Annotated in this window: 18 protein-coding genes; 9 read left to right on the top strand and 9 right to left on the bottom strand. The window is 72.4% G+C overall.

Annotated features, from left to right (window positions below):
• Positions 1-4 precede the first annotated feature (4 nt).
• The 4 genes from leuC (at position 5) to AAW14_RS18465 (ending at position 3,302) form a co-directional block, all read left to right on the top strand.
• A complete protein-coding gene (gene leuC / locus AAW14_RS18480) occupies positions 5-1,435 on the top strand; it encodes a 3-isopropylmalate dehydratase large subunit (protein WP_265564963.1) in 1,431 nt (476 codons plus the stop codon).
• 6 nt (positions 1,436-1,441) lie between these two features.
• Positions 1,442-2,035: a 3-isopropylmalate dehydratase small subunit gene (gene leuD / locus AAW14_RS18475; protein ID WP_265564962.1), complete on the top strand. Its 594-nt coding sequence runs from the start codon at positions 1,442-1,444 to the stop codon at positions 2,033-2,035.
• A 267-nt stretch (positions 2,036-2,302) separates the two neighbouring features.
• Entirely contained in the window at positions 2,303-2,533 is a 231-nt protein-coding gene (locus AAW14_RS18470) for a hypothetical protein (protein ID WP_265564961.1), read from the top strand.
• A gap of 127 nt (positions 2,534-2,660) precedes the next feature.
• Positions 2,661-3,302, top strand: coding sequence for an HU family DNA-binding protein (locus tag AAW14_RS18465; RefSeq protein ID WP_265564960.1), 642 nt, complete (start codon positions 2,661-2,663; stop codon positions 3,300-3,302).
• A 75-nt stretch (positions 3,303-3,377) separates the two neighbouring features.
• Here the strand turns inward: AAW14_RS18465 and AAW14_RS18460 are convergent, their stop codons facing one another.
• Positions 3,378-3,581: a hypothetical protein gene (locus tag AAW14_RS18460; RefSeq protein ID WP_265564959.1), complete on the bottom strand. Its 204-nt coding sequence runs from the start codon at positions 3,579-3,581 to the stop codon at positions 3,378-3,380.
• A gap of 453 nt (positions 3,582-4,034) precedes the next feature.
• Complete coding sequence (gene cofC / locus AAW14_RS18455; RefSeq protein WP_265564958.1) at positions 4,035-4,682, bottom strand: 2-phospho-L-lactate guanylyltransferase; 648 nt, start codon at positions 4,680-4,682, stop codon at positions 4,035-4,037.
• A gap of 235 nt (positions 4,683-4,917) precedes the next feature.
• On the opposite strand from cofC, the gene AAW14_RS18450 reads away from it, so the two are divergent.
• From AAW14_RS18450 to AAW14_RS18440, 3 genes are all read left to right on the top strand, one after another.
• Positions 4,918-5,688, top strand: coding sequence for a lysophospholipid acyltransferase family protein (locus AAW14_RS18450; protein ID WP_265564957.1), 771 nt, complete (start codon positions 4,918-4,920; stop codon positions 5,686-5,688).
• A complete protein-coding gene (locus tag AAW14_RS18445) occupies positions 5,685-6,695 on the top strand; it encodes an NAD(P)H-dependent glycerol-3-phosphate dehydrogenase (protein ID WP_265564956.1) in 1,011 nt (336 codons plus the stop codon). The genes AAW14_RS18450 and AAW14_RS18445 overlap by 4 nt, the downstream gene beginning before the upstream one ends.
• A 94-nt stretch (positions 6,696-6,789) precedes the next feature.
• Complete coding sequence (locus AAW14_RS18440) at positions 6,790-7,947, top strand: D-alanine--D-alanine ligase family protein (RefSeq protein WP_265564955.1); 1,158 nt, start codon at positions 6,790-6,792, stop codon at positions 7,945-7,947.
• 42 nt (positions 7,948-7,989) lie between these two features.
• Here the strand turns inward: AAW14_RS18440 and AAW14_RS18435 are convergent, their stop codons facing one another.
• Together AAW14_RS18435 and AAW14_RS18430 are read right to left on the bottom strand one after the other, a co-directional pair.
• A complete protein-coding gene (locus AAW14_RS18435) occupies positions 7,990-8,472 on the bottom strand; it encodes a DUF3515 domain-containing protein (protein ID WP_265564954.1) in 483 nt (160 codons plus the stop codon).
• A gap of 20 nt (positions 8,473-8,492) precedes the next feature.
• Positions 8,493-8,726, bottom strand: a complete 234-nt coding sequence (locus tag AAW14_RS18430; protein WP_017947604.1) for an Lrp/AsnC family transcriptional regulator — start codon at positions 8,724-8,726, stop codon at positions 8,493-8,495.
• A gap of 206 nt (positions 8,727-8,932) precedes the next feature.
• Between AAW14_RS18430 and AAW14_RS18425 the strand changes: the two genes are divergently transcribed.
• Positions 8,933-9,898 (top strand): thiamine-phosphate kinase, encoded by a 966-nt coding sequence (locus AAW14_RS18425; protein ID WP_265564953.1) that lies wholly within the window; start codon positions 8,933-8,935, stop codon positions 9,896-9,898.
• A gap of 35 nt (positions 9,899-9,933) precedes the next feature.
• Here AAW14_RS18425 and AAW14_RS18420 read toward each other — a convergent pair whose 3' ends face one another.
• The 3 genes from AAW14_RS18420 to rpmB form a co-directional block, all read right to left on the bottom strand.
• Entirely contained in the window at positions 9,934-11,136 is a 1,203-nt protein-coding gene (locus AAW14_RS18420) for an FAD-dependent monooxygenase (RefSeq protein WP_265564952.1), read from the bottom strand.
• A 35-nt stretch (positions 11,137-11,171) separates the two neighbouring features.
• Positions 11,172-14,192: a BTAD domain-containing putative transcriptional regulator gene (locus tag AAW14_RS18415; RefSeq protein ID WP_265564951.1), complete on the bottom strand. Its 3,021-nt coding sequence runs from the start codon at positions 14,190-14,192 to the stop codon at positions 11,172-11,174.
• A 110-nt stretch (positions 14,193-14,302) separates the two neighbouring features.
• On the bottom strand, positions 14,303-14,488 hold the full coding sequence (gene rpmB / locus AAW14_RS18410) for a 50S ribosomal protein L28 (RefSeq protein ID WP_003993230.1): 186 nt from the start codon (positions 14,486-14,488) through the stop codon (positions 14,303-14,305).
• Between the two features lie 291 nt (positions 14,489-14,779).
• Between rpmB and AAW14_RS18405 the strand changes: the two genes are divergently transcribed.
• Complete coding sequence (locus AAW14_RS18405) at positions 14,780-16,492, top strand: DAK2 domain-containing protein (protein ID WP_265564950.1); 1,713 nt, start codon at positions 14,780-14,782, stop codon at positions 16,490-16,492.
• Between the two features lie 58 nt (positions 16,493-16,550).
• On the opposite strand, the gene AAW14_RS18400 is transcribed toward AAW14_RS18405, so the two are convergent.
• The gene (locus tag AAW14_RS18400) at positions 16,551-19,538 is read right to left on the bottom strand and encodes a tetratricopeptide repeat protein (protein ID WP_265564949.1); all 2,988 of its coding nucleotides are present in this window, start codon (positions 19,536-19,538) and stop codon (positions 16,551-16,553) included.
• Positions 19,535-21,382 (bottom strand): HSP90 family protein, encoded by a 1,848-nt coding sequence (locus AAW14_RS18395; RefSeq protein WP_265564977.1) that lies wholly within the window; start codon positions 21,380-21,382, stop codon positions 19,535-19,537. Before AAW14_RS18395 ends, AAW14_RS18400 begins: the two co-directional genes overlap by 4 nt.
• Between the last annotated feature and the right edge of the window lie 134 nt (positions 21,383-21,516).

Here is a 21,516-nt window from a genome sequence, read left to right as displayed (position 1 = left end):
AGCGATGGGTAGGACACTCGCGGAGAAGGTCTGGGACGACCACGTCGTCCGGCGCGCCGAGGGCGAGCCCGACCTCCTCTACATCGATCTGCACCTGCTGCACGAGGTGACCAGCCCGCAGGCCTTCGACGGGCTGCGGAAGGGCGGCCGCCAGGTGCGCAGGCTCGACCTCACCATCGCCACCGAGGACCACAACACCCCCACCCTCGACATCGACAAGCCCATCGCGGACCCGGTCTCCCGTGCCCAGCTGGAGACGCTGCGCAAGAACTGCGCCGAGTTCGGCGTCCGCCTGCACCCGCTGGGCGACGTCGAGCAGGGCGTCGTCCACGTCGTCGGACCGCAGCTGGGCCTGACCCAGCCGGGCACCACCGTAGTCTGCGGCGACTCCCACACCTCGACGCACGGCGCCTTCGGCGCGCTGGCCTTCGGTATCGGCACCTCCCAGGTCGAGCACGTGCTTGCCACCCAGACGCTGCCGCTGGCCCGCCCGAAGACCATGGCCATCACGGTCGACGGCGAGCTGCCCGGGGGTGTCACCGCCAAGGACCTGATCCTGGCGATCATCGCGAAGATCGGTACCGGCGGCGGCCAGGGCTACGTCCTGGAGTACCGCGGCTCCGCCATCGAGAAGCTCTCGATGGAGGCCCGGATGACCATCTGCAACATGTCGATCGAGGCCGGCGCCCGTGCGGGCATGATCGCCCCGGACGAGACCACGTTCGCGTACCTCAAGGACCGCCCGCACGCCCCCGAGGGCGCCGACTGGGATGCCGCGGTCGAGTACTGGAAGACGCTGCGGACCGACGACGACGCGGAATTCGACGCCGAGGTCCGCATCGACGCCGCCGCACTCTCGCCGTTCGTCACCTGGGGCACCAACCCCGGCCAGGGCGCCCCGCTTTCGAACGAGGTCCCCGACCCTGCTTCGTACGAGGACGCTTCGGAGCGCCTCGCCGCCGAAAAGGCCCTGGAGTACATGGGGTTGGAGGCCGGACAGCCGCTGCGCTCCATCAAGGTGGACACCGTCTTCGTAGGTTCCTGCACCAACGGGCGCATCGAGGACCTGCGGGCCGCCGCCACGATCCTCAAGGACCGCAAAGTCGCCGACGGCGTACGGATGCTGGTCGTGCCCGGCTCCGCGCGGGTGGGGCTGCAGGCCGTCTCCGAGGGCCTGGACGTGGTCTTCAAGGAGGCCGGCGCCGAATGGCGGCACGCGGGCTGTTCCATGTGCCTCGGCATGAACCCGGACCAGCTGGCCCCGGGCGAGCGCTCCGCGTCCACCTCCAACCGCAACTTCGAGGGCAGGCAGGGCAAGGGCGGCCGTACGCACCTGGTCTCGCCGCAGGTCGCCGCCGCGACGGCGGTCCTGGGCCACCTGGCGTCCCCCGCCGACCTGTCCGACGCCGACACTCGTACGCCCGCTGGAGTCTGAGAAGTCATGGAAGCATTCACCACGCACACCGGCCGGGCTGTCCCGCTGCGCCGCAGCAACGTCGACACCGACCAGATCATCCCCGCCCACTGGCTCAAGAAGGTCACGCGGGACGGTTTCGAGGACGGGCTGTTCGAGGCCTGGCGCAAGGACCCGGAATTCGTGCTCAACCGTCCCGAGCGGCAGGGTGCCACGGTGCTGGTCGCAGGCCCCGACTTCGGCACCGGCTCCTCCCGTGAGCACGCCGTCTGGGCGCTGCAGAACTACGGCTTCAAAACGGTCGTCTCCTCCCGGTTCGCCGATATCTTCCGCGGCAACTCGCTCAAGAACGGCCTGCTCACGGTCGTCCTGGAGCAGAAGACCGTGGACGCCCTGTGGGAGCTCACCGAGCGGGACCCGCAGGCCGAGATCACGGTCGACCTCGAGGCCCGTGAGGTGCGCGCCGAGGGCATCACCGCCTCCTTCGAGCTGGACGAGAACTCCCGCTGGCGGCTGCTGAACGGCCTCGACGACATCTCCATCACTCTGCAGAACGAGGCCGACATCGCGACGTACGAGGCGCGACGCCCCTCCTACAAGCCGCGGACGCTCCAGGGCTGACGCCAGGCCCCTTGGGCGGGCTGGTTTCAGCCACCGCAACACCCCTCTGTACCCCCAATCGTGGACGGTTGGGGGTACAGCCGTTCCCGCCTCGGAACGGGTGCCGCGCGCCGTCTTTGGGGTCCTCAACACCCCTAGTTACAAAGGTCATTGCGCGGGTATCCGGTTCTCGGTGCCGCGATGTGCCGAGGCGCCCGGACGCCCTCCGGGCGACGGCAGTTGCCCCCAGCGGGGGCGACAACTCGCCCCAGATGGCACAATCTGTGCATGGACAACGACGGCCAACTCGAGCTCTATACGGCGGTCGCGGCCCAACTGAAGGAAGCGCACGCAAGGGTGCGCGCACTGCAAGTCCCGGAGGGCGTACGGATGGCGCTGACCCGGAAGCTGCTGGTCATTACGGCCGCGGCCAAGCACGATCCCACCGAAGCGACCCAGCGTCTCGAGCGGTTCATGACCGGCCTCGACGAGGAGCGAATCCCCGAAGAGGAACTCTGAGACAGCGGAGTCCGCTGCGGCACAAGGGTGATAAGCCCGTTTCGTGTTTGATTTGCGGTATATATCTGCCTAACGTGCGAAAAAGCTTGAACACTTTCGTTCTGGCGATGTCTCCGAAGGGGAAGACGTGAACAAGGCGCAGCTCGTAGAAGCGATTGCCGACAAGATGGGCGGCCGCCAGCAGGCCGCCGACGCTGTCGACGCGGTCCTGGACGCCATCGTCCGCGCGGTCGTCGGAGGCGACCGGGTCTCGGTCACCGGCTTCGGTTCGTTCGAGAAGGTCGAGCGGCCGGCCCGTTACGCCCGCAACCCCCAGACGGGCGAGCGGGTTCGGGTCAAGAAGACCTCTGTGCCGCGCTTCCGCGCGGGTCAGGGCTTCAAGGACCTGGTCAGCGGCACGAAGAAGCTGCCGCGCGGCGGCGAGGTCGCCGTCAAGAAGGCGCCCAAGGGCAGCCTCACCGGTGGCGCCGCGGCCACGGTCAAGAAGGCAGCGGCCAAGAAGATCGCCAAGAAGGCGGCACCCGCGAAGAAGGTCACCGCGAAGAAGGTCACCGCCAAGAAGGTCACCGCCAAGAAGGCGGCACCCGCGAAGAAGGTCACCGCCAGGAAGGCCGCGGCCAAGAAGACCACGGCGGCCGCGAAGAAGACCACGGCGAAGAAGACCACCGCCAAGAAGGCGGCGGCCAAGAAGGCCCCGGCGAAGAAGGCCCCCGCCAAGAAGTCCACCGCACGCAAGACCACGGCCAAGAAGTCCACCGCCCGTCGGTAACCGGGGCGCACATCCACTCTCGCGCCGGGCCGGGCTCCCCGGGGGAGCCCGGCCCGCGGTGTGTCCGGGACCTGCTCAGAACGTGTGCAGGGTGACCAGCGTGATGCGCCGGGCCTCGCCCTCGCCCGCCATCTCGATCCGCACCCGCTGGCCCGGGCGCAGCAGCCTGAGCCCGCCCGCGTCGAACGCGGGTGCGTCGAAGGGGACGGGGGTGCCGTCGTCGAGCAGCACCTGACCGGTGCGGGTCTCGGGATCGTAGGTGTACGCGGTCGCCTGCATGACGGCAGCCTATCGATCGCCCCGCACGCCTTCCCCGGCCGCACCCGCCGCCGGTTGGCCGCATGACCGCCGGGCCATTTCACCGTATGACCGGTCGGGCCATTTCACCGTATGACGGCCCGGCCTTTTCGCCTCATGGCCGCCAGACCCTGTCGCCTCGGCTGCGGGTTCTGCCGCGCGGGCGGTCGCTCGGCCACTCGCAAGCCGCTTTTCCGGCGCATGACCGCCGGGCCTCGTCCCGTCGGCCCCCGGCTTGTGCCGCGTGGGCGGCTCGGCTTCGGCCTCACCTGCGGGTTCCTGCGTTGATGCGGCTGTGCCGTTCCGCAACGGTCGTTGGCTGTGCAGCGGCGAGTCGCGGATCCTTGGCGCACGCCCGCCGGGTTTCCCGTGCCGGTCCCGCCGCACGGCCGCCGGTCTCCCGTGCCCGCCGCGGTTTCGGGGCCGCCCCGGAGGTCAGCCGCCGGGCTGCCCCGGGATCAGCAGACGTGCCGCAGCCGCCGCCGTGCGCGGGCCCACGCCCAGGGCCAGTGCCGCGCGCAGGTCGTCGCCGGTGTCCACGTCCTGGCGAACCGAGTCCACCGCGTCCAGTGCCAGTTCCACCGCGCCCGAGGAGCGATGCCGTAGGCGCGAATCCGTGCCGAAAGCGGGCAGCAATTCCCGGCCCGGAGTTGCGCTCAGCAGCGTCGTACCGATTCCGGCGGCGTCGGGCAGAAAAGCGCGGGGGAATTCGGCGGCCGCATCCAGGACCCGGCCCAATTCCAGGGGGCGCAGCGCCGGAAGATCGGCATTGAGCGCAGCCACGGCGCCGCCCGGCCGCAGCCCCCGAACCACCGCCGCCGCGTGTGCGAGTGCGGCGTTGAGACCGCCCGCCGGCTCGTCCGGGACGACGCGGGCGCCCAGGGCCGCCAGCTCCCGCCCGGCGAGCGGGTCGTCCGTGACGACCGCCACATCACGCACCGCGGCACAGCCGAGCGCCGCGGCCACCGTGTCCTGCGCGAAGGCGAGGGCGAGGCCCGGACGAAGCCCGTCCGCCGCGGTGTCCGACAGCCTCGTCTTGGCCCGCGCCAGGGCCTTCAGGGGTACGACCACAGTCCACTGCACGAGCCCTCCGTCCCCGTCTTGTCGCGTCCATTGTCACCCGGCGGCCCCGGTGACGCCCCGGAGCCCTCCGTCGGTCGAGGCGTGGAAAAGGTGTGCGAAGGCCCACGCAAGGGCGGTGACGGGAGACGGGCGGGCGTACGGTGTTCTCGACAGACAGGCGGTCTGGGGCGAGACTTGTCCGGCCCACAGCCCAGTGCCAGGCCTCCGTGCCGGGTCCCTAGAGGAAGGTGTCCGCGTGCCCCGCCGCAGAATCGGCTTCTGGTACCGCTTCACAGCGGTCCTCTGCAAACCGCCGCTGGTGGTTCTGCTCAAGCGGGACTGGCGCGGAATGGAGAACATTCCGGCCGACGGTGGATTTATCACCGTGGTGAACCACAATTCCCATGTGGATCCGTTCGCCTACGCGCACTATCAGTACAACACCGGTCGCGTGCCGCGATTCCTGGCCAAGAGCGGCCTTTTCAAGAAGGGATTCGTCGGCGCCGCGATGCGCGGCACCGGCCAGATCCCCGTCTACCGCGAGAGCACGGACGCGCTCAGTGCCTTCCGGGCCGCGATCGACGCCGTGGAACGCGGGGAATGCGTTGCCTTCTACCCCGAGGGCACCCTCACCCGGGACCCGAACGGCTGGCCGATGACCGGCAAGACCGGTGCCGCCCGCGTCGCGCTGCAGACCAAGTGCCCGGTGATCCCCGTCGCCCAGTGGGGAGCCAACGAGCTCCTGCCGCCGTACGCCAAGAAGCCCAACCTCCTTCCGCGCAAGACCCACCACGTGCTCGCGGGTCCGTCCGTGGACCTCACGCGCTTCTACGACAGGGAGATGTCCCCCGAGCTCCTGAAGGAGGCCACGGAGGCCATCATGGCCGCCATCACCCGCCTGCTGGAGGAGATCCGCGGCGAGAAGGCGCCCGAGAAGCCGTACGACCCGCGTGAGGTGCGCATCGCACAGCGTCGCCGGACCGCCGCGCAGGAGCGGGCACGGCAGAAGGAGGGGCAGGGCAAGTGAGCAAGCCGGTCAAGGCGGCCGTGTTCGGAACGGGATCCTGGGGGACGGCCTTCGGCATGGTGCTCGCGGACGCCGGGTGCGAGGTCACCCTGTGGGCGCGCCGGGCCGAACTCGTCGAGGCGGTCAACTCCACCCGTACGAACCCGGACTACCTGCCGGGCGTCGAACTCCCCGGGAATCTGCGGGCCACCACGGACCCCGCCGAGGCCGCCCGCGACGCCGACTTCACGATACTCGCGATCCCCTCGCAGACGCTGCGCGGGAACCTCGCCGAATGGACGCCCCTGCTCGCGCCCCACACGATCCTTGTCTCCCTGATGAAGGGTGTCGAACTCGGCTCCGCCATGCGGATGAGCGAGGTCGTCGAGGACGTCGCCAAGGTCGTCCCGGAACGGGTCGCGGTCGTCACCGGTCCCAACCTGGCCCGGGAGATCGCCGCCCGGATGCCGGCCGCCGCCGTGGTCGCCTGCACCGACGAGGCCGTCGCGCAGCGGCTCCAGGCCGTCTGTCACACGCCGTACTTCCGCCCGTACACCAACACCGACGTGGTCGGCTGCGAACTCGGCGGTGCGGTCAAGAACGTCATCGGTCTCGCGGTGGGCATCGCCGACGGCATGGGCCTCGGGGACAACGCCAAGGGCTCGCTCATCACGCGCGGACTCGCCGAGACCACCCGGCTGGGACTCGCCATGGGGGCCGACCCGCTGACCTTCTCCGGGCTCGCGGGCCTCGGCGACCTGGTGGCCACCTGCTCCTCGCCGCTGTCGCGCAACCACACCTTCGGCACCAACCTCGGCAAGGGCATGACCCTGGAGGAGACCATCGCGGTCACCCGGCAGACCGCCGAGGGCGTCAAGTCCTGTGAGTCCGTGCTGGATCTGGCCCGCCGCCACGGCGTCGACATGCCCATCACCGAGATGGTCGTCGGCATCGTCCACGAGGGCAAGCCGCCGGTGGTCGCCCTGAAGGAGCTGATGTCGCGCAGCGCGAAGCCGGAACGACGCTGAGCGATGCTCCTCCTCGGTGTCCGGATCGCGCGGCTCACCCGCCTGCTCCTGCACGCTGTCTCCGGGCCCTACCACCGGGTACCCTCGACGCGATATGAGCACCGAGAACCTCCCCCAGAGCCCTGAGCAGCCGCACCGTAAGCCGCGCGTCGCCGTCGTCTTCGGCGGCCGCAGCTCCGAACACGGGATCTCCATCGTCACCGCCGGTGCGGTGCTGCGCGCCATCGATCGGACGAAGTACGACGTGCTGCCGATCGGCATCACCCGGGAGGGCCGCTGGGCGCTCACCGCCGACGAACCCGAGCGCATGGCGATCACCGACCGCCGTACGCCGAACGTCGAGGAGCTCGCCGAGTCGCACGAGGGCGGCGTCGTCCTGCCCGTCGACCCCGCGAACCGCGAAGTCGTCTACAGCGAGCCGGGTTCGGTCCCCAAGGCGCTGGGCGAGGTCGACGTGGTCTTCCCGATGCTCCACGGCCCCTACGGCGAGGACGGCACCCTCCAGGGCCTCCTGGAGCTGTCCGGTGTCCCCTACGTGGGGTCGGGTGTGCTCGCCTCGGCGGTCGGCCAGGACAAGGAGTACATGAAGCGGGTGTTCATCTCGTTCGGGCTGGCCGTCGGCCCGTACGTGGTGATCCGGCCGCGGGAGTGGGAGCGCGACGAGTCCGCGGCCCGCAAGAAGATCGTCGACTTCGCCGGCGAGCACGGCTGGCCGCTGTTCGTGAAGCCGGCGCGCGCGGGTTCCTCGATCGGCATCACCAAGGTCGACGACCTCGCGGGTCTGGGCGATGCGATCGCCGAGGCCCAGCGGCACGACCCGAAGATCATCGTCGAGGCGGCGGTGCGCGGCCGCGAGATCGAGTGCGGCGTCCTGGAGTTCGAGGACGGGCCCCGGGCCTCCGTGCCGGCCGAGATCCCGCCCCCGGACACGCACGCGTACTACGACTTCGAGGCCAAGTACATCGACTCGACGCCCGGCATCGTGCCCGCGCCGCTCACCGACGAGCAGACCGCCGAGGTCCAGCGGCTCGCTGTGCAGGCGTTCGAGGCGGCGTCGTGCGAGGGACTGGTGCGCGCGGACTTCTTCCTCGCCGAGGACGGGCAGTTCGTGATCAACGAGATCAACACGATGCCCGGCTTCACGCCGATCTCCATGTACCCGCAGATGTGGCAGGCGAGCGGGATCGGCTACGCAGACCTGGTGGACCGCCTGATCCAGGCGGCGCTGAACCGTTCAACCGGGCTGCGGTAGACGCCGGGCCGCGGTGGGACCCGCGGCCGCGTCTGTGATCCCTCAGTCGGCGATCCCCTCGGGGATCGCCTTCTTGACGGGCTGCGCCACAGCCGTCAACGGGCCCATCCCCCCGCTCGTGCGTGCCTTGGGGATGCTGACCTCGACGTACGCCCTGCGCAGCGTCGTGGTGAAGCGGAACGACCCGTCGTCGCGCTTCTGCAGCAGCCAGCCGACGCCGTCAACCTCCACCCCGTCGGCCTCCGGGTCGTCCATCTCCGGGGGCCGCGGGACGCCGCAGCGCAGTATGATCGCCGGGCTTCCCCAGCCCGCAGTCAGCGGGGACCGGGGCTCGGGGTCGTTCCGGTCGAGGCCGTCCACCTGCCGCGGCAGCACTTTGTCCAGGTTCCGGCACAGCTTCGTGACCTTCGCGTCCGGACTGGGAACCGCGGCCGAGGGACTGTCGTCGCTTGAGGAACAGCCCGCCGCCGCGATCAACAGGGCGAGGGCGGGCAGGCCGAGGAGCCGGTGACGGATGAACTTCACCGGCCAAGCGTAGACGGGGGCTACAGATGCACGACCGGGCAGGTCAGAGTGCGGGTGATGCCGTCCACCTGCTGGACTTTGGCGACCACCATGCGACCGAGTTCGTCGACGGTGTCCGCCTGGGCGCGCACGATGACGTCATAGGGACCCGTCACGTCCTCGGCCTGGATGACCCCAGGGATCTTGCTGATCGTATCGGCGACGGTCGACGCCTTGCCGACCTCCGTCTGGATCAGGATGTACGCCTGTACCACGGAACCTCCAGGGCGGCCACGAGGATCATGTGGGGAGAAGAGACGCCACGGTATCGCGTCGCCGCGTGCCACGGGGAGACCCGCGGAGGCTGTGGCGTGAGCGCCGGGCAACACCGGCGACACAAGTTGACGGTCGACTCGACCGTACCGAGGACGACGACCGCTGGCGACGGGGCGCGGCAGGCACGAGAAGGGGACGTACGACGATGAAGGGCACCGTGGGCGAACTGGGCGAGTTCGGGCTCATCCGAGAGCTCACCTCCCGGCTCACCACCACCCCGGCGGTCCGGGTCGGCCCCGGCGACGACGCCGCGGTGGTGGCCGCGCCCGACCGCAGGGTGGTGGCGAGCACCGACATACTCCTGGAGGGCCGGCACTTCCGCCGCGACTGGTCGACGGCGTACGACGTCGGACGCAAGGCGGCCGCGCAGAACCTGGCGGACATCGCGGCGATGGGCGCCGTGCCGACCGCGCTGCTGCTCGGTCTCGTGGTTCCCGCGGAACTTCCCGTCACCTGGCCCACCGAGCTGATGGACGGCCTGCGCGACGAATGCCAGGTCGCGGGCGCGTCCGTGGTCGGCGGCGATGTCGTACGCGGTGACACGATCATGATCTCGATCACCGCGCTCGGCGATCTGCGCAACCACGAGCCGGTCACCCGGGCCGGCGCCCAGCCCGGCGACGTGGTCGCGGTGACCGGCTGGCTGGGCTGGTCGGCGGCCGGGCACGCGGTGCTCTCCCGCGGCTTCCGCTCGCCGCGCGCGTTCGTCGAGGCGCACCGCCGCCCGGAGCCCCCTTACCACGCGGGTCCGGCCGCCGCGGGGCTCGGCGCGACCGCCATGTGCGACGTCAGCGACGGGCTCATCGCCGACCTCGGGCACATTGCGGAGGCCAGCAAGGTGCGGATCGACATCCGCTCCGGCGCCATCGACATCCCCTCCCAGATGAACGACATCGGGCAGGCCGTGGGCGTCGACCCCATCCAGTGGGTGCTCACGGGCGGCGAGGACCACGCCATCGTGGCGACGTTCCCGCCGGACGTGAAGCTCCCGGCGCGCTGGAAGGTGATCGGCGAGGTGCTCAATCCGTCGGCGCTGCCCCAGGTGACGGTCGACGGGGCGCCGTGGACCAGCAAGGGCGGCTGGGACCACTTCGGGGACATCGAGTCGTAGTTCTTGGGTTTTCGGCTCGGGGACGGTCAGTGCGCTCACGCGGGGTACTCCGGCAGTTCGATGTCCGTCGCCGCCTTCTCCGTCAGCCGCTTGAAGAAGCCCGACAGAAGGCGCGAGCCGAGCATCCGGTACATCCGGTCCCGGCTGCGGATCCGCCGCGCGGAGACCGGGGCGAAGAACGGGCCCGCGTTGCCGGAGGTCTTCTGACAGCCCTTGGCGAAGTCCCCGATCCGCGCCTCGTAGGCGGCCAGGGCGGTGCGGTGGTCGCCGTCGGCGAGGGCGAGTTCGCCGGCCAGAACATAGGACCCGACGACGGCCACGCCCGTGCCCATGCCGCCCATGGTGGCGCCGTACCCGGCGTCCCCGAGCAGCACCACGCGTCCCTGGCTGAGGCGGTCGACATGGATCTGGGCGATCGCGTCGAAGTACAGGTCGTCGGCGTCCTCCAGGGCCTTGAGCACCGTCGGCGCCTCCCAGCCCATCCCGGCGAACCGCTCGGCGAGGATCCTCTTCTGCGCGGCGATGTCCCGGCGGTCGTACGTCAGCTGCTCGGAGCGGAAGACCAGGAGGGCTCCCGCGCGGTCCCGGTCGCCGTCGTAGTTGCCGATGAGGACCGCCCGGCCGGGCTCGCTGTACAGATGTCCGGTGCGGCTGAGGCCCAGATGGTTGGGGACGGCGAAGCCCGCCACGTAGTGGTCGAAGAAGCGCAGGTAGCGCGACTCGTCGCCGAAGGCCAGACGACGGGTGTGGGAGTGCAGCCCGTCGGCTGCGACCACGAGGTCGAAGCGGCGGGGCGCGCCCCGCTCGAAGGTGACGTCGACACCGTCGGGAGTGTCGGTGAGCGAGGCGATGGAGTCGCCGAACACGTACTCCACACGGTCCTTGGTGTGCTCGTACATGATCCGTGAGAGGTCGCCGCGGAAGATCTCCACGTCCCCGCTCATCATCTCGGACGGCAGGTCGACGCGCGGGGTGCCGTCGGCGCTCACGACGGTCTGGCGGCCCATGTGGGTCTGGTGGGCGTGGATGTCGTCCCAGATGCCCATCGTGGTCAGCACGGTGCGGTGGACGTGACCGCGGAAGTCGACGGCGAAGCCGCCCTCGCGCAGGGCGGGTGCCTTCTCGACGACGGTGACGCGGGCGCCGTAGCGGGCGAGGTTCAGGGCGATGGCGGGTCCGGCGACGCTGGCGCCGGAGACGAGGACGTTCAGGTGGGCGAGGCGGTGTGTGTTCGTCATGGGCAGCAGCCTCGAGGACGGCGCTGACCGTGCTCCTACCGTTCGCTGACCGCCGCTGACCGCAGACGTCGTCCCCGCTCGAAGGCCTTCTCGTATGCGTCGGGGGACAGCTTTGCGCGCGTGTCCTCCCGTGTGCGCACGGCATCGGGGTCGGCGAGGAGCGGCGCGCCCCGCAGGGCGGTGGCGGCGCCGAGGAGGACGGCCGCGCGCTCCGGGGCTTCGGCGACGGACGCCAACGCCTCGGCGACCTCGGCGAGTTCCAGCACACTCGGTCCCTCCGCGGCGAGACCGGCGGCCTGTCCGAACCAGTCGCGGGCCTCCTCCGTCCGCCCCTCGGCGGCAGCCGTGCGGCCCAGGCCGATGAGGATGCGGACGCTCTCGCCGACGCTGAACCAGTTGGCGGCGCATGCCTCGAGGGCCTTCTCGTACTGCACACGCGCACGTGCCGGGTACCCGGAGAGCCGGGCGGTGTCGCCGAGGCCGCGCCGGGCGGCCGCCACCTTGTCGGGAACGCCGGCGGTGCGGGCGAGCGCGGCCGATTGCTCGAAGTGCGCGGCGGCGCCCTCGAAGTCGCCGCCGTGCAGCAGTACGAACGCCCGGGAGCGCAGCAGGTCCGCGGTCTCCTCCGGCGCCTCCAGCTCCCTGACGTGCATCAGGCCCTCGTCGAACAGCTCCAGGGCTCGCCCGTGGTCGCCGTGCCAGCCGGCGAAGGAGCCCAGCGGATCGAGGCAGTTGGCCATGCCCCACCGGTCACCGGTCGCACGGAAGCCCTCCAGGGCGCGCGTGAAGGCGGCCTCCGAGGCGGCGGGGCGGCCCGCGTACTGCTCCTGGTAGGCCTGCCCCAGTTCCATCACCGCGCGGCCCCAGGGGTCGTCCCCGAGCCGGACGGCCCGCAGCTTGGCGTCGTCGGTGAACAACGGGCCACCGGTGAGCGCCCACAGGACCATGGTGAACGGCAGCCGCAGCGGCTCGTCCAGTGCCCGCACCACCTCGGCCACCTGCTCGATGCGGTCGGGTTCGGCCGGGTCCTCGCCGCGCCCGGTGATCGTGTTCATCACACAGAGGGCGTACTCCTCGGCCAGCCCCTCGGGCGGCCGGTTCCCGACGGCCGCGAGCAGCGCCCGGGCGATGGGCAGGCGCTCGCCGTGCGGACCGCGCAGCCGCCAGAACCACGACAGGTGGGCCATCAGGCGCAGGGCGTCACCGGGAGCGGTGGCCACGAGGTGGCGCAGGGCCGCGTCCAGGTTGCCGTGCTCGGCGGCCAGCCGGTCCAGCCAGGGCAGTTGCTCACCGCTGCGGACGTACGGCTCCGCCCGCTCGGCCAGCCGCAGGAAGTACGTGGCGTGCGCGTCCCACAGACGCTCCCGTTCGCCCGCCTGCGCGAGATGCCCGGCGGCGAACGCACGGATGGTCTCCAGCATGCGGTAGCGCCCGTCGGCCACGTCCAGGAAGGACTTCTCGGCGAGCGACGCGAGGAGGTCCTCCGGATACGGCACCCCGCACACGGCCTCGACCGCGTCCTGCGTCGCGCCCCCGGAGAACACGGAGAGCCGCCGGGCCAGTTCCCGCTCCTCGTCGTCCAGCAGGTCCCAGCTCCACTCCACGACCGCGCGGAGGGTGCGATGCCGGGGCGCCTTGGTGCGGTCGCCCCGCGACAGCAGCCGGAACCGGTCGTCCAGGCGGTCGGCCAGCTCGTCCGGGGTCATCGTGCGCAAGCGGGCCGCGGCCAGCTCGATGGCCAGCGGCAGCCCGTCGAGCGCCGCGCAGACGTCCGCCACGCGCGCGTGCCCCTCGAAACCGGGCCGCACCGCGCGTGCCCGGTCCAGGAAGAGCCGCACGGCGTGCTCCTGCGGCAAAGGTGGCACCGGGCACAGCACCTCGCCGGTGATCCCCAGGGCCTCGCGTCCGGTGGCCAGGATCCGCACGCCGGGACAGGTGCTCAGGACCAGCACGGCGACCCTCGCCGCGTCCTCGACGACATGCTCGCAGTTGTCGAACACCAGCAGCAGCTCACGGTCCTCCAGCGCGGCCAGGAGCCGTTCGGCGGCGTCCGCGGAGGGACCGCGCAACCCGTCGCGCACACCGAGCGCGGTGAGGACGGCGTACGGGATCGCGGAGCCGTCGGTGAGGGGGGCGAGCTCGACGAAGCGCACGTCGGCATAGCTGCGCGCCGCCTCCGTCGCCAGCCGGGTCTTGCCCGCGCCGCCCGGCCCGGTGAGCGTGACCAGGCGGGTGTCCGGCGAGGCGAGGAGATCGTGGATGCGGGCGAGTTCCGGGGCACGGCCGACGAAACGGGTCAGATGGGCCGGCGGACGGGAGCCCTGGGCGGGGGCCGTGCCGCGCAGCAGCTCCTGGTGGAGGGCGGACAGCTCGGGGGAGGGGTCGGCGCCGAGCTCGTCGGCAAGCACACGGCGGGCCTCCTCGAACACGGTGAGGGCCTCGGCGGGCCGCCCGTCCGTGTGCAGGGCCCGCATCAGCAGCCCGTACAACCGCTCGCTCAGCGGGTGCGTGGCGAGCAGCCCGCGCAGTTCGGGCACGAGCCCGGAGCCGCCGCCGAGGGCCAGGTCCGCCTCGACGCGGTCCTGCACGGCCTCCAGCCGCAGCTCGTCGAGGCGGGTACGCAGGGCGTGCGCACCCGGGAGGTCGGCGAGGGCCGGGCCCCGCCACAGCGCGAGCGCCTCGCGCAGCACCGCCGTGGCCGACCGGTGGTCGCCCCGCGCAAGGGCCGTGGAACCGTCGCGGGCCAGCCGTTCGAAGCGGTGGGCGTCGACGGCGTCGGGAGGGACGGACAGGCGGTAGCCGGTGGCGGTCGCCTCGATCTCGGGGTGCGGGCCCAGCCGCTTGCGCAGGCGCGATATCTGGGACTGGAGGGCGTTCGCGGCCCCCGAGGGCTGCTCCTCGCCGTACAGCCCGTCCATGAGGCGGTCCGTGGACACGGTGCGCCCGGCGTCGAGCAGCAGCAGGGTCAGCAGGGCGCGGGGGCGGGGGCCGCCGGGGTCGAGTGGGGTGCCGTCGCCGGTGCGGACGTCGAGGGGGCCCAGGATGCCGAAGCGCATGCGGCGGATTCTGGCAGGTCGTGGCCGTCGGGGCACAGCAAAAAGCCGGTCCACGAATGTGGACCGGCTCCGTGCAGCGAACCAGCGGTGGCCGCGCGCTTAACTGGGCGTCAGCGCGAGACCTTGCCGGCCTTGATGCACGAGGTGCAAGCGTTCACGCGCTTCGGCGTCCCGCCCACCACGGTACGCACACGCTGGATGTTCGGGTTCCAGCGGCGGGACGTACGGCGGTGCGAGTGCGAGATGTTGTTGCCGAAGCCCGGCCCCTTGCCGCAGACGTCGCAGTTGGCAGCCACGGGTCACTCCAAAGACTTCAGATGCACTTACGGTTGATCCCGGCATGCCGGGATCAAGATCACAGGATCTGAGTGGCGCTGCCAGGGGAACGCCCGATGTGGATCGGGCAACCGGAGCAGCATACAACGGCTGCGCCCGTACAACGAAACTACCATGGCGGTCGCGGACCCCGCCCCGGCCTCCGGCGCCTGCGCCGGGCGCCCGCGCCGGGTGTGGTCCGGCCCTCTTCCTGGTCGCACCCCCTCGGGGTCTACGCTGCCTCCCACGTCCAGCAGCTCAAGGAGGCGCAGGTGGCGCAGGTGCCGCAGCCATTGGATGCTCTCGCGGTGCGCACCTGGTGCGGTCTCGCGCTCCAGGCGCTGGGGCAGGCGCGCGAGGAGATCGACGCGATCAACGTCTATCCCGTGGCCGACGGGGACACCGGCACCAATCTGTACCTGACCGTGGAGTCGGCCGCCGCGGCCGTCGAGGCGGTCTTCGCCGGATACGAGGCGGGCGGCGCCGACCGGCCGACGCTCGCCGACACCGTCCGGGCGATGGCGCACGGCGCGCTGATCGGGGCCCGGGGGAACTCCGGGACGATCCTCGCCCAGCTGCTGCGGGGCATGGCACAGGTGCTCGCCGCCGACGGTGAGACCGCCCCCACCGACGCGCAGGGACTGCGGCTGGCCCTCCGGCAGGCCGCCGACGCCGCGCGGGAAGCCGTCGCGCACCCCGTGGAGGGCACCGTCCTGAGCGTCGCCTCGGCCGCCGCGGACGCGGTCACCGGTGCCGAGAGCGACTGCGGCAGCGTCGCGCGGGCGGCGTACGAAGGGGCTCGGGCGGCCCTCGCGCAGACCCCGGGGCAGCTGGCGGTCCTGCAGCGCGCCGGTGTGGTCGACGCGGGTGGCCGGGGGCTGGTGGCGGTGCTCGCGGCACTGGTGGAGACGCTCACGGGGGACGCGCCACGGGTGACCGCGGTCGCGGCGCCGGCCCCCGGCGGCTCGGCGGGGATCCGCCCCGCGCGCGTGCACGACGACATCGCGGGAGCAGAGGTGCCCGCAGCCCGGCAGTGCGCGGACACCACCACGACCCCCAGCGGACCCGCCTACGAGGTGATCTACCTTCTGGAGGCCGACGACGCGGCCGTGGCGCGGCTGCGGGAGCGCCTGGACGCGCTCGGGGACTCGCTCGTCGTGGTCGGCGGAGACGGACTGTGGAACGTCCACGTCCATGTCGACGACGCGGGTGCCGCCGTCGAGGCGGGGGTCGAGGCCGGGCGGCCCCACCGGATCCGGATCACGCACTTCGCAGCCGGCGATGTGCACACCGCGGGTGCCGGACGGCCGCCGCGCGAGCGGGTTCAGCGCGCGGTGGTGGCCGTGGTCCCGGGGGAGGGCCTGGCCGGGCTGTACCGGGAGGCAGGGGCCACCACGGTGCTCGCCCGGGCCGGGGAGCCGCCCGCGAGCGGGGAGCTGGTGGAGGCGGTACGCCGGGCGCACGCGCGCGAGGTGGTGCTGCTGCCCAACGACGCGGACCTGCGCCACACCGCGGGTGCCGCGGCCGAACAGGCGCGAACGGAGGGCGTCCGCGTGGCGCTGATCCCGACCCGCTCCGCGGTGCAGGGCATCGCGGCACTGGCCGTGCACGAGCCGGAGCGGCGTTTCGACGAGGACGTGGTGGCGATGACGTCGGCGGCCGGGGCGACGCGGTACGCCGAAGTGGCCATCGCCGAACGGCAGTCCTGGACGATGGCCGGCATCTGCCAGGCCGGGGACGTCCTCGGCCTGATCGACGGCGACGTCGCGGTCATCGGCTCCGACGTCACGCGGACGGCCGAAACGGTTCTCGACCGCATGCTCGCGGCCGGCGGCGAGATGGTCACCCTGGTCCTCGGCGACGACGCCCCGGAGTCCGTCGCGGCCCATCTGGAATCGCGGGTACGCGAGTCGTACCTGGCGGTCGACACGGTGGTGTACCGGGGCGGCCGCCAGGGGTCGCTGCTGCTCATCGGCGTGGAGTGAGACGGAGCCGGGCAAGTGCCGCCGGGTGCGGCCCGGCCGGCGGCACCCCGCGTGACCCTCAGCCCTCCTGGTGTGCCCCCAGCAGCTCCAGCAACCGCTCCGCCTCCGCCCGCCGCGCCCGCGCCGTCTGCGCGTCGCCGTCCGTGCTCGCGCAGTCCGCGTGGTCCCCGTAGTCCGCGCAGTCCGCGTCGTCCCCGTAGTCCGCGTCGTCCTCGTACGCCGCGTAAGCCGCCAGCACCGCACGCGCGCGTGCCGACGCCGCATCCGGTCGGCCGAGGTCGGCCTCCAGCCGGGCCGCGGCCAGCTCCGCGCCGGTACGCAGGTCGAGGCCGCCCGCACCGAGCGAGCCGAAGACGGCTATTGCCTCCGTGAGCTGCACCAGCGCCTCCTCCAAGGCCGTGCGCGGGCCGTCCTCGCCCGCACCGTCACCGGCCGACCGGGCGACCAGTTCGCCGAACTGGCAGTGGGTCTGGCCGAGTTCCACGATCAGCCGGTCCCGCGCGTCGGCGTCCTCCGCGGCGGTCGCCGCCGAGGCGCACTCCCGTGCCGCCTCCGCCATCAGCTCCCGCGCGACGGCCGGCCCCGCCGCATCCTCCGTGCCGGACACCGCCAGCCAGGCGCGGGCCCGCAGGGAACGCACCAGGCCGCGCGCGTTGCCCAGTTCGCGCCACAGGTCACCGGCGCGGGCGTACGCCCGGTCCGCCTCCGAGGGCAGGTCCGCGTCGCCGAGCGCGTCCGCGGCCAGATGCGCCAGCATGGCGTGGTCGCGCTGCTCCGGCCAGTGCCGGGCGATCTCCGCGGCACGCAGCCACCGCTCGGCCGCCTCGCGGTGCTCGCCCAGCCGGGTCTGACAGTCGCCGAGCCACCACAGCGTCTGCACGATCGCCCCGTCACCGTGCGTCTCGGCGGTCAGATCGGGCAGCGCCGACTCCAGCACCTCGGCCGCCTCCGCGAAGCGCCCCTGCTGCAGCAGCAGACCGCCCAGCTGGTGCCGCGCCCACGCACCCAGCGCCGGGCCCTCACCCGCCTCGTCGGCCCAGTGCGCCGCCTGAAGGGCGTGCTCGGCGGCCTCCGGGAACCGCTCCGCCGCGGCCAGCACCTCCGCCAGCTGGAGGTGCAGCTGTGCCTGTCCGACGGGCTCCAGATGCCCCTGGCCGTGCTCCAGGGCCGCGCGGGCCGCCCGGTGCGCCGTCTCCAGGTCGCCGAGCTGCCGCGCGATACGGGCCAGCCGCACCTCGTGCTCCACCGCGAACCAGGTGAGGCCCGCCGCCACATACTCCTCGGCCGCCCGCGCCAGCAGCTCCGCGCCCGCCTCTGCGTCCCCGGCGTGCAGGGCCAGCTCCCCGAGCATGGCCCTCGCCTCGGCGGCGCGGGACGCGAGGCGCAGCTCCGCCGTGTGCGGCTCGGCGAACGCCAGCAGCTCCCGTACGGCCTCCTCGGCGGCCGGGGCGGAGCCGCCGTCCTCGTGCAGCCGGTGCATCAGGATGCGGGCCCGCCCCACGAGAACGGACGCCGTCTGCCGCACCCCCGTCCCGCCCTCCCCATAGCGGGCGAGCACCTGTTCGCGCAGCCCCGTGACCGTCTCCAGCGCCTCGTCCGAGCGGCCCGTCAGGGCGCGGACGAACGCCGCACGCGCGCGTGCCGCCAGCGCCTCCCCGGGATCGCCCGCCGCCTCGTACAACACGGCAGCCCGCTCGAAGAACTCGGCGCCCTCCGGGCCCCGGCTCATCGCCTCGTGGTCCGCTAGGTCCGCGCGGTCCCGTGGATCCAGCTCCCGGTCCCCGGCGGCGCGTGCCACCGCGGCCCACGCGTCCATGGCGTCCGGGTGCAGGGCGTCCGACAGACGCCGGGCCTCGGCGAGCAGCGCCGGAAGCCCGCGCCGCGAGGGCTCTTCGACCACCGTCGCGCGCGGCGCCACCGGCGCCGGACGAGCCGTCACACGCACCCCCAGCGGCAGCCGGTCCAGCAGCGGACGGCGGTCCATCCGCTCCCGGGTGCGCTCACTGACGTACGAGGTGCCGTTGCGCACGTCGAAGCGGGCGGCGAGCGCCAGCGCCTCCTCGCGCGCGTGCACGGCCAGTTCGCGCGCGGTCCACTCCCGGCCGGCCGGGCCCGGCACCGCGCGGTCGGCGAGGCCCAGCTCGGTCAGCCGGCCCATCACAAGCGCCACCACCGCCAGGAAGTCCAGCTTGCTGCGCGGCTCCCCGGAGTCCGTGAAGTACGCCGGCCGCTCGGCCAGGAGTTCGAGCCCCCGCGCTTCGTTGCCGGTCAGCGCGCAGAACTCCACGTGGTCCGCGTACGAACCGCGCATGCTCTCCATCGCCCGTACCAGCCGGAAGCCGCGCAGGTGGTGCGCCCGGGCCTCGTCCAGCCGGCCCAGACGCAGCAGCGGCAGCAGGGACGAGGCCAGCACGGCGTGCGGCTCGTGCGCACAGGCGTACTCGCCCTCCAGGACCGGACGCCACAGCTGAAGCGCCGTCTCGTCCTCGCCCTTGTGGGCCTGCCACCACCCCTGGTCGTGCAGTTCGCACGCATGGCAGTCGGCCATGTCGTCGCGGTCGGCGGCCAGCCACGCGGTATACGCCCGCTCGGCCCGGGCCAGGTCCCCGATGTGCGCGGCGACACTGAACTCGGCGCTGCGCACCGCCCGTTCGGAGTGGCCGGCCAGCCGGTAGCGGTGCTCCATCTCGCCGAGCCACTTCTCCATGGCGGCGAGCGGAATGTGCGGCTGGCCCAGCATGCCCGCCGACATCCACTTGAAGACCCAGTGCAGCGAGTGGGTCTCGTACTCGTCGAAGTCCTCTGGGCGTTCGTCCCACATGCGCAGCAGCCGCGCGAAGGGGACGAACATCCTGTCCTTCTCGGAGCTGTAGTTGTAGACCTTCAGCTGGTGCCCCAGGGCTTCGATGACGGCCGGCGGGATGTTCAGCTTCTCCGCCTCCACGAGCAGCTGCTCCGCGCGCGCGTTGCGCGCCGGGCCCTCCGGCTGCTCGTGGTTGTCCGCCATCGCCCGGCGCAGCGCGTCGAAGTCCATGACCTGGCTCATCGGGAGCCGTCCTTGGGGGAGTTGGTGTGGGTGGCCCATTCGAGGAGGCCGATGAACGCACGGTTCAGGAGCGCCGAGTCGGCGGGCCGCAACGGGCGCCGGGCCATCAGCAGGGCCTGCCCGTACAGGGACTCCGTGGCGGTCCCGATCAGCTCCGGATCCTCCAGCGAACCGATCCTGCGGATCAGCGGGTTGAGATGGTTGAGGACCAGCCGGGCCCGGGGTGCGCTGCCCCGCAGCGAGCCCAGGATCCCCGCCCACAGATCGTCGGCCTGCTCCTGCGCCTCGGCGCGGGCCTGCTCATGGCGCGCCGTGCGGTCGTCCAGATGCAGCGCGGGCACGGAAAGGGGGTGGAACGCGCGCAGCACGACATCGCAGCCCAGAGGGTCGAGCGCGGCGCGCGCGGCTCCCAGGAAGCCCGACAGCGCCAGCTCCTCCGCCGGGTCCACCGCGTCCAGATGCGCGGTCACCGTGTCGGCGTCCAGCTCGGCGACCACCGTCCCCGGCCGCACCGACGTCAGTGCCTCCACCAGCTCGCTGTCGTACGTGTAGCCGCCGTTGACGACCCCGACGCCCTGCGCGGACGCGATCGGCGCGACCTGGCGGTACTCCTCCACGGTCCGGGTGAAGTGCACGACCGGGTGCCGCTGTGCGAACTCCTCCAGCGACAGCCGCCCGTCCGTCGTCTCGAAGGGCAGCCACGGCAGCATCGTCCGCAGCATCTCCTTGTCGTGCCGCGCGAGCGACTTCACGCCCAGGTGGTGCACGGACAGGAAGGCGGCGAGGCGCTCGGGGTCACCGGCCGCGAGCCCGGTCAGCCAGGACCGGATGCGCTCGCCCAGGGCCTCGCGCACGGCCGCCAGGGTCTCGTCCTCGTACAGCGACTCGCGCGACGCCGTGGGCCGCAGGCTGTCCGTGTCCAGGACACAGCGCACGAAGAATGCCCAGTCCGGCAGCAGCTGTTCGGCCCGCTCCGTCAGGAGCATGCCCTTCAGATGCACCCGGTGGCTCGCCCGCTGGGCCGGGCTGACCGCGCTGGGCAGCACGTACGCCACACCGCGGACACCGGCGAGCGGCACGTCCAGCACGATCGAGTCCAGCGGAGTGAAGCCGAACAGGTCGTGGCAGTGACGCGCCAGGGCCACCCTGCGGTTGGCGGGGGAGGGATACGGCCGGTCCCAGGGCGCCGGGAGATCCGTGATCGCCTCCTCGCCGACCCGGACGTCGTAGGGCAGCAGCGACCCGAAGTCCCGTGCGAGGGACCGCACGCGATCCGCGGAGAGCCACTCTGCGGCGCCGGGACGCGCCACCAGGTGCACGGTGGTGCCCGGCTCGGGCCGGGCGTCGTGCGGCAGCGTCCGCACCACGTACGACCCGTCGTCGCTGGCCGTCCACTCCACGGGCGGCGCGTCCGGCGTACGGGCGCTGCGGCTGACGACCCGGATCCGCTCGGCGACCACGAAGCACGCCAGCAGTCCGATGCCGAACTGCCCGAGGAAGTCGGAGCGGGCCGCCTGCAGGCCGTCGGCCCGCTTCGAGCTGCGCCCGATGGTGGCCAGCAGGCTGTGCACGTCGGACTCGGTGAGCCCGACGCCCGAGTCCTCGACGCGCAGGGTGCCCGGGTCGGCGTACAGCCGCACCGTGGCGGGCGCCTCGGGCTGCTCGGCGCGGCGCGCGGTGATGGCGTCCACGGCGTTCTGCAGCAATTCGCGCAGATAGACCTTGGGGCTGGAGTAGAGGTGATGGGAGAGGAGGTCCACCAGACCACGCAGGTCGACCTGGAACGTATGAGGTGATGGGGGTGACTGAGGTGCCTGGGATGACTGCGAGGTCTGGGAGTCCATCGTCACGGCGCCGTGAGTGGGGGACGGTCGACGGCGCGGGGTCGGGCGGTCCCGGTGGGGCGGTGACCGCGGGGCGAGCCGGGGGTGCGTCATCGTAGGCCCCGAGCCACCCTCCTGACCAGCGGATTTGCAAG

The sequence above is a fragment of the Streptomyces hygroscopicus genome, from assembly GCF_026168105.1.
GTDB classification, from domain to species: domain Bacteria; phylum Actinomycetota; class Actinomycetes; order Streptomycetales; family Streptomycetaceae; genus Streptomyces; species Streptomyces hygroscopicus_D.
This window is presented reverse-complemented; position numbering and strand designations above follow the sequence as displayed.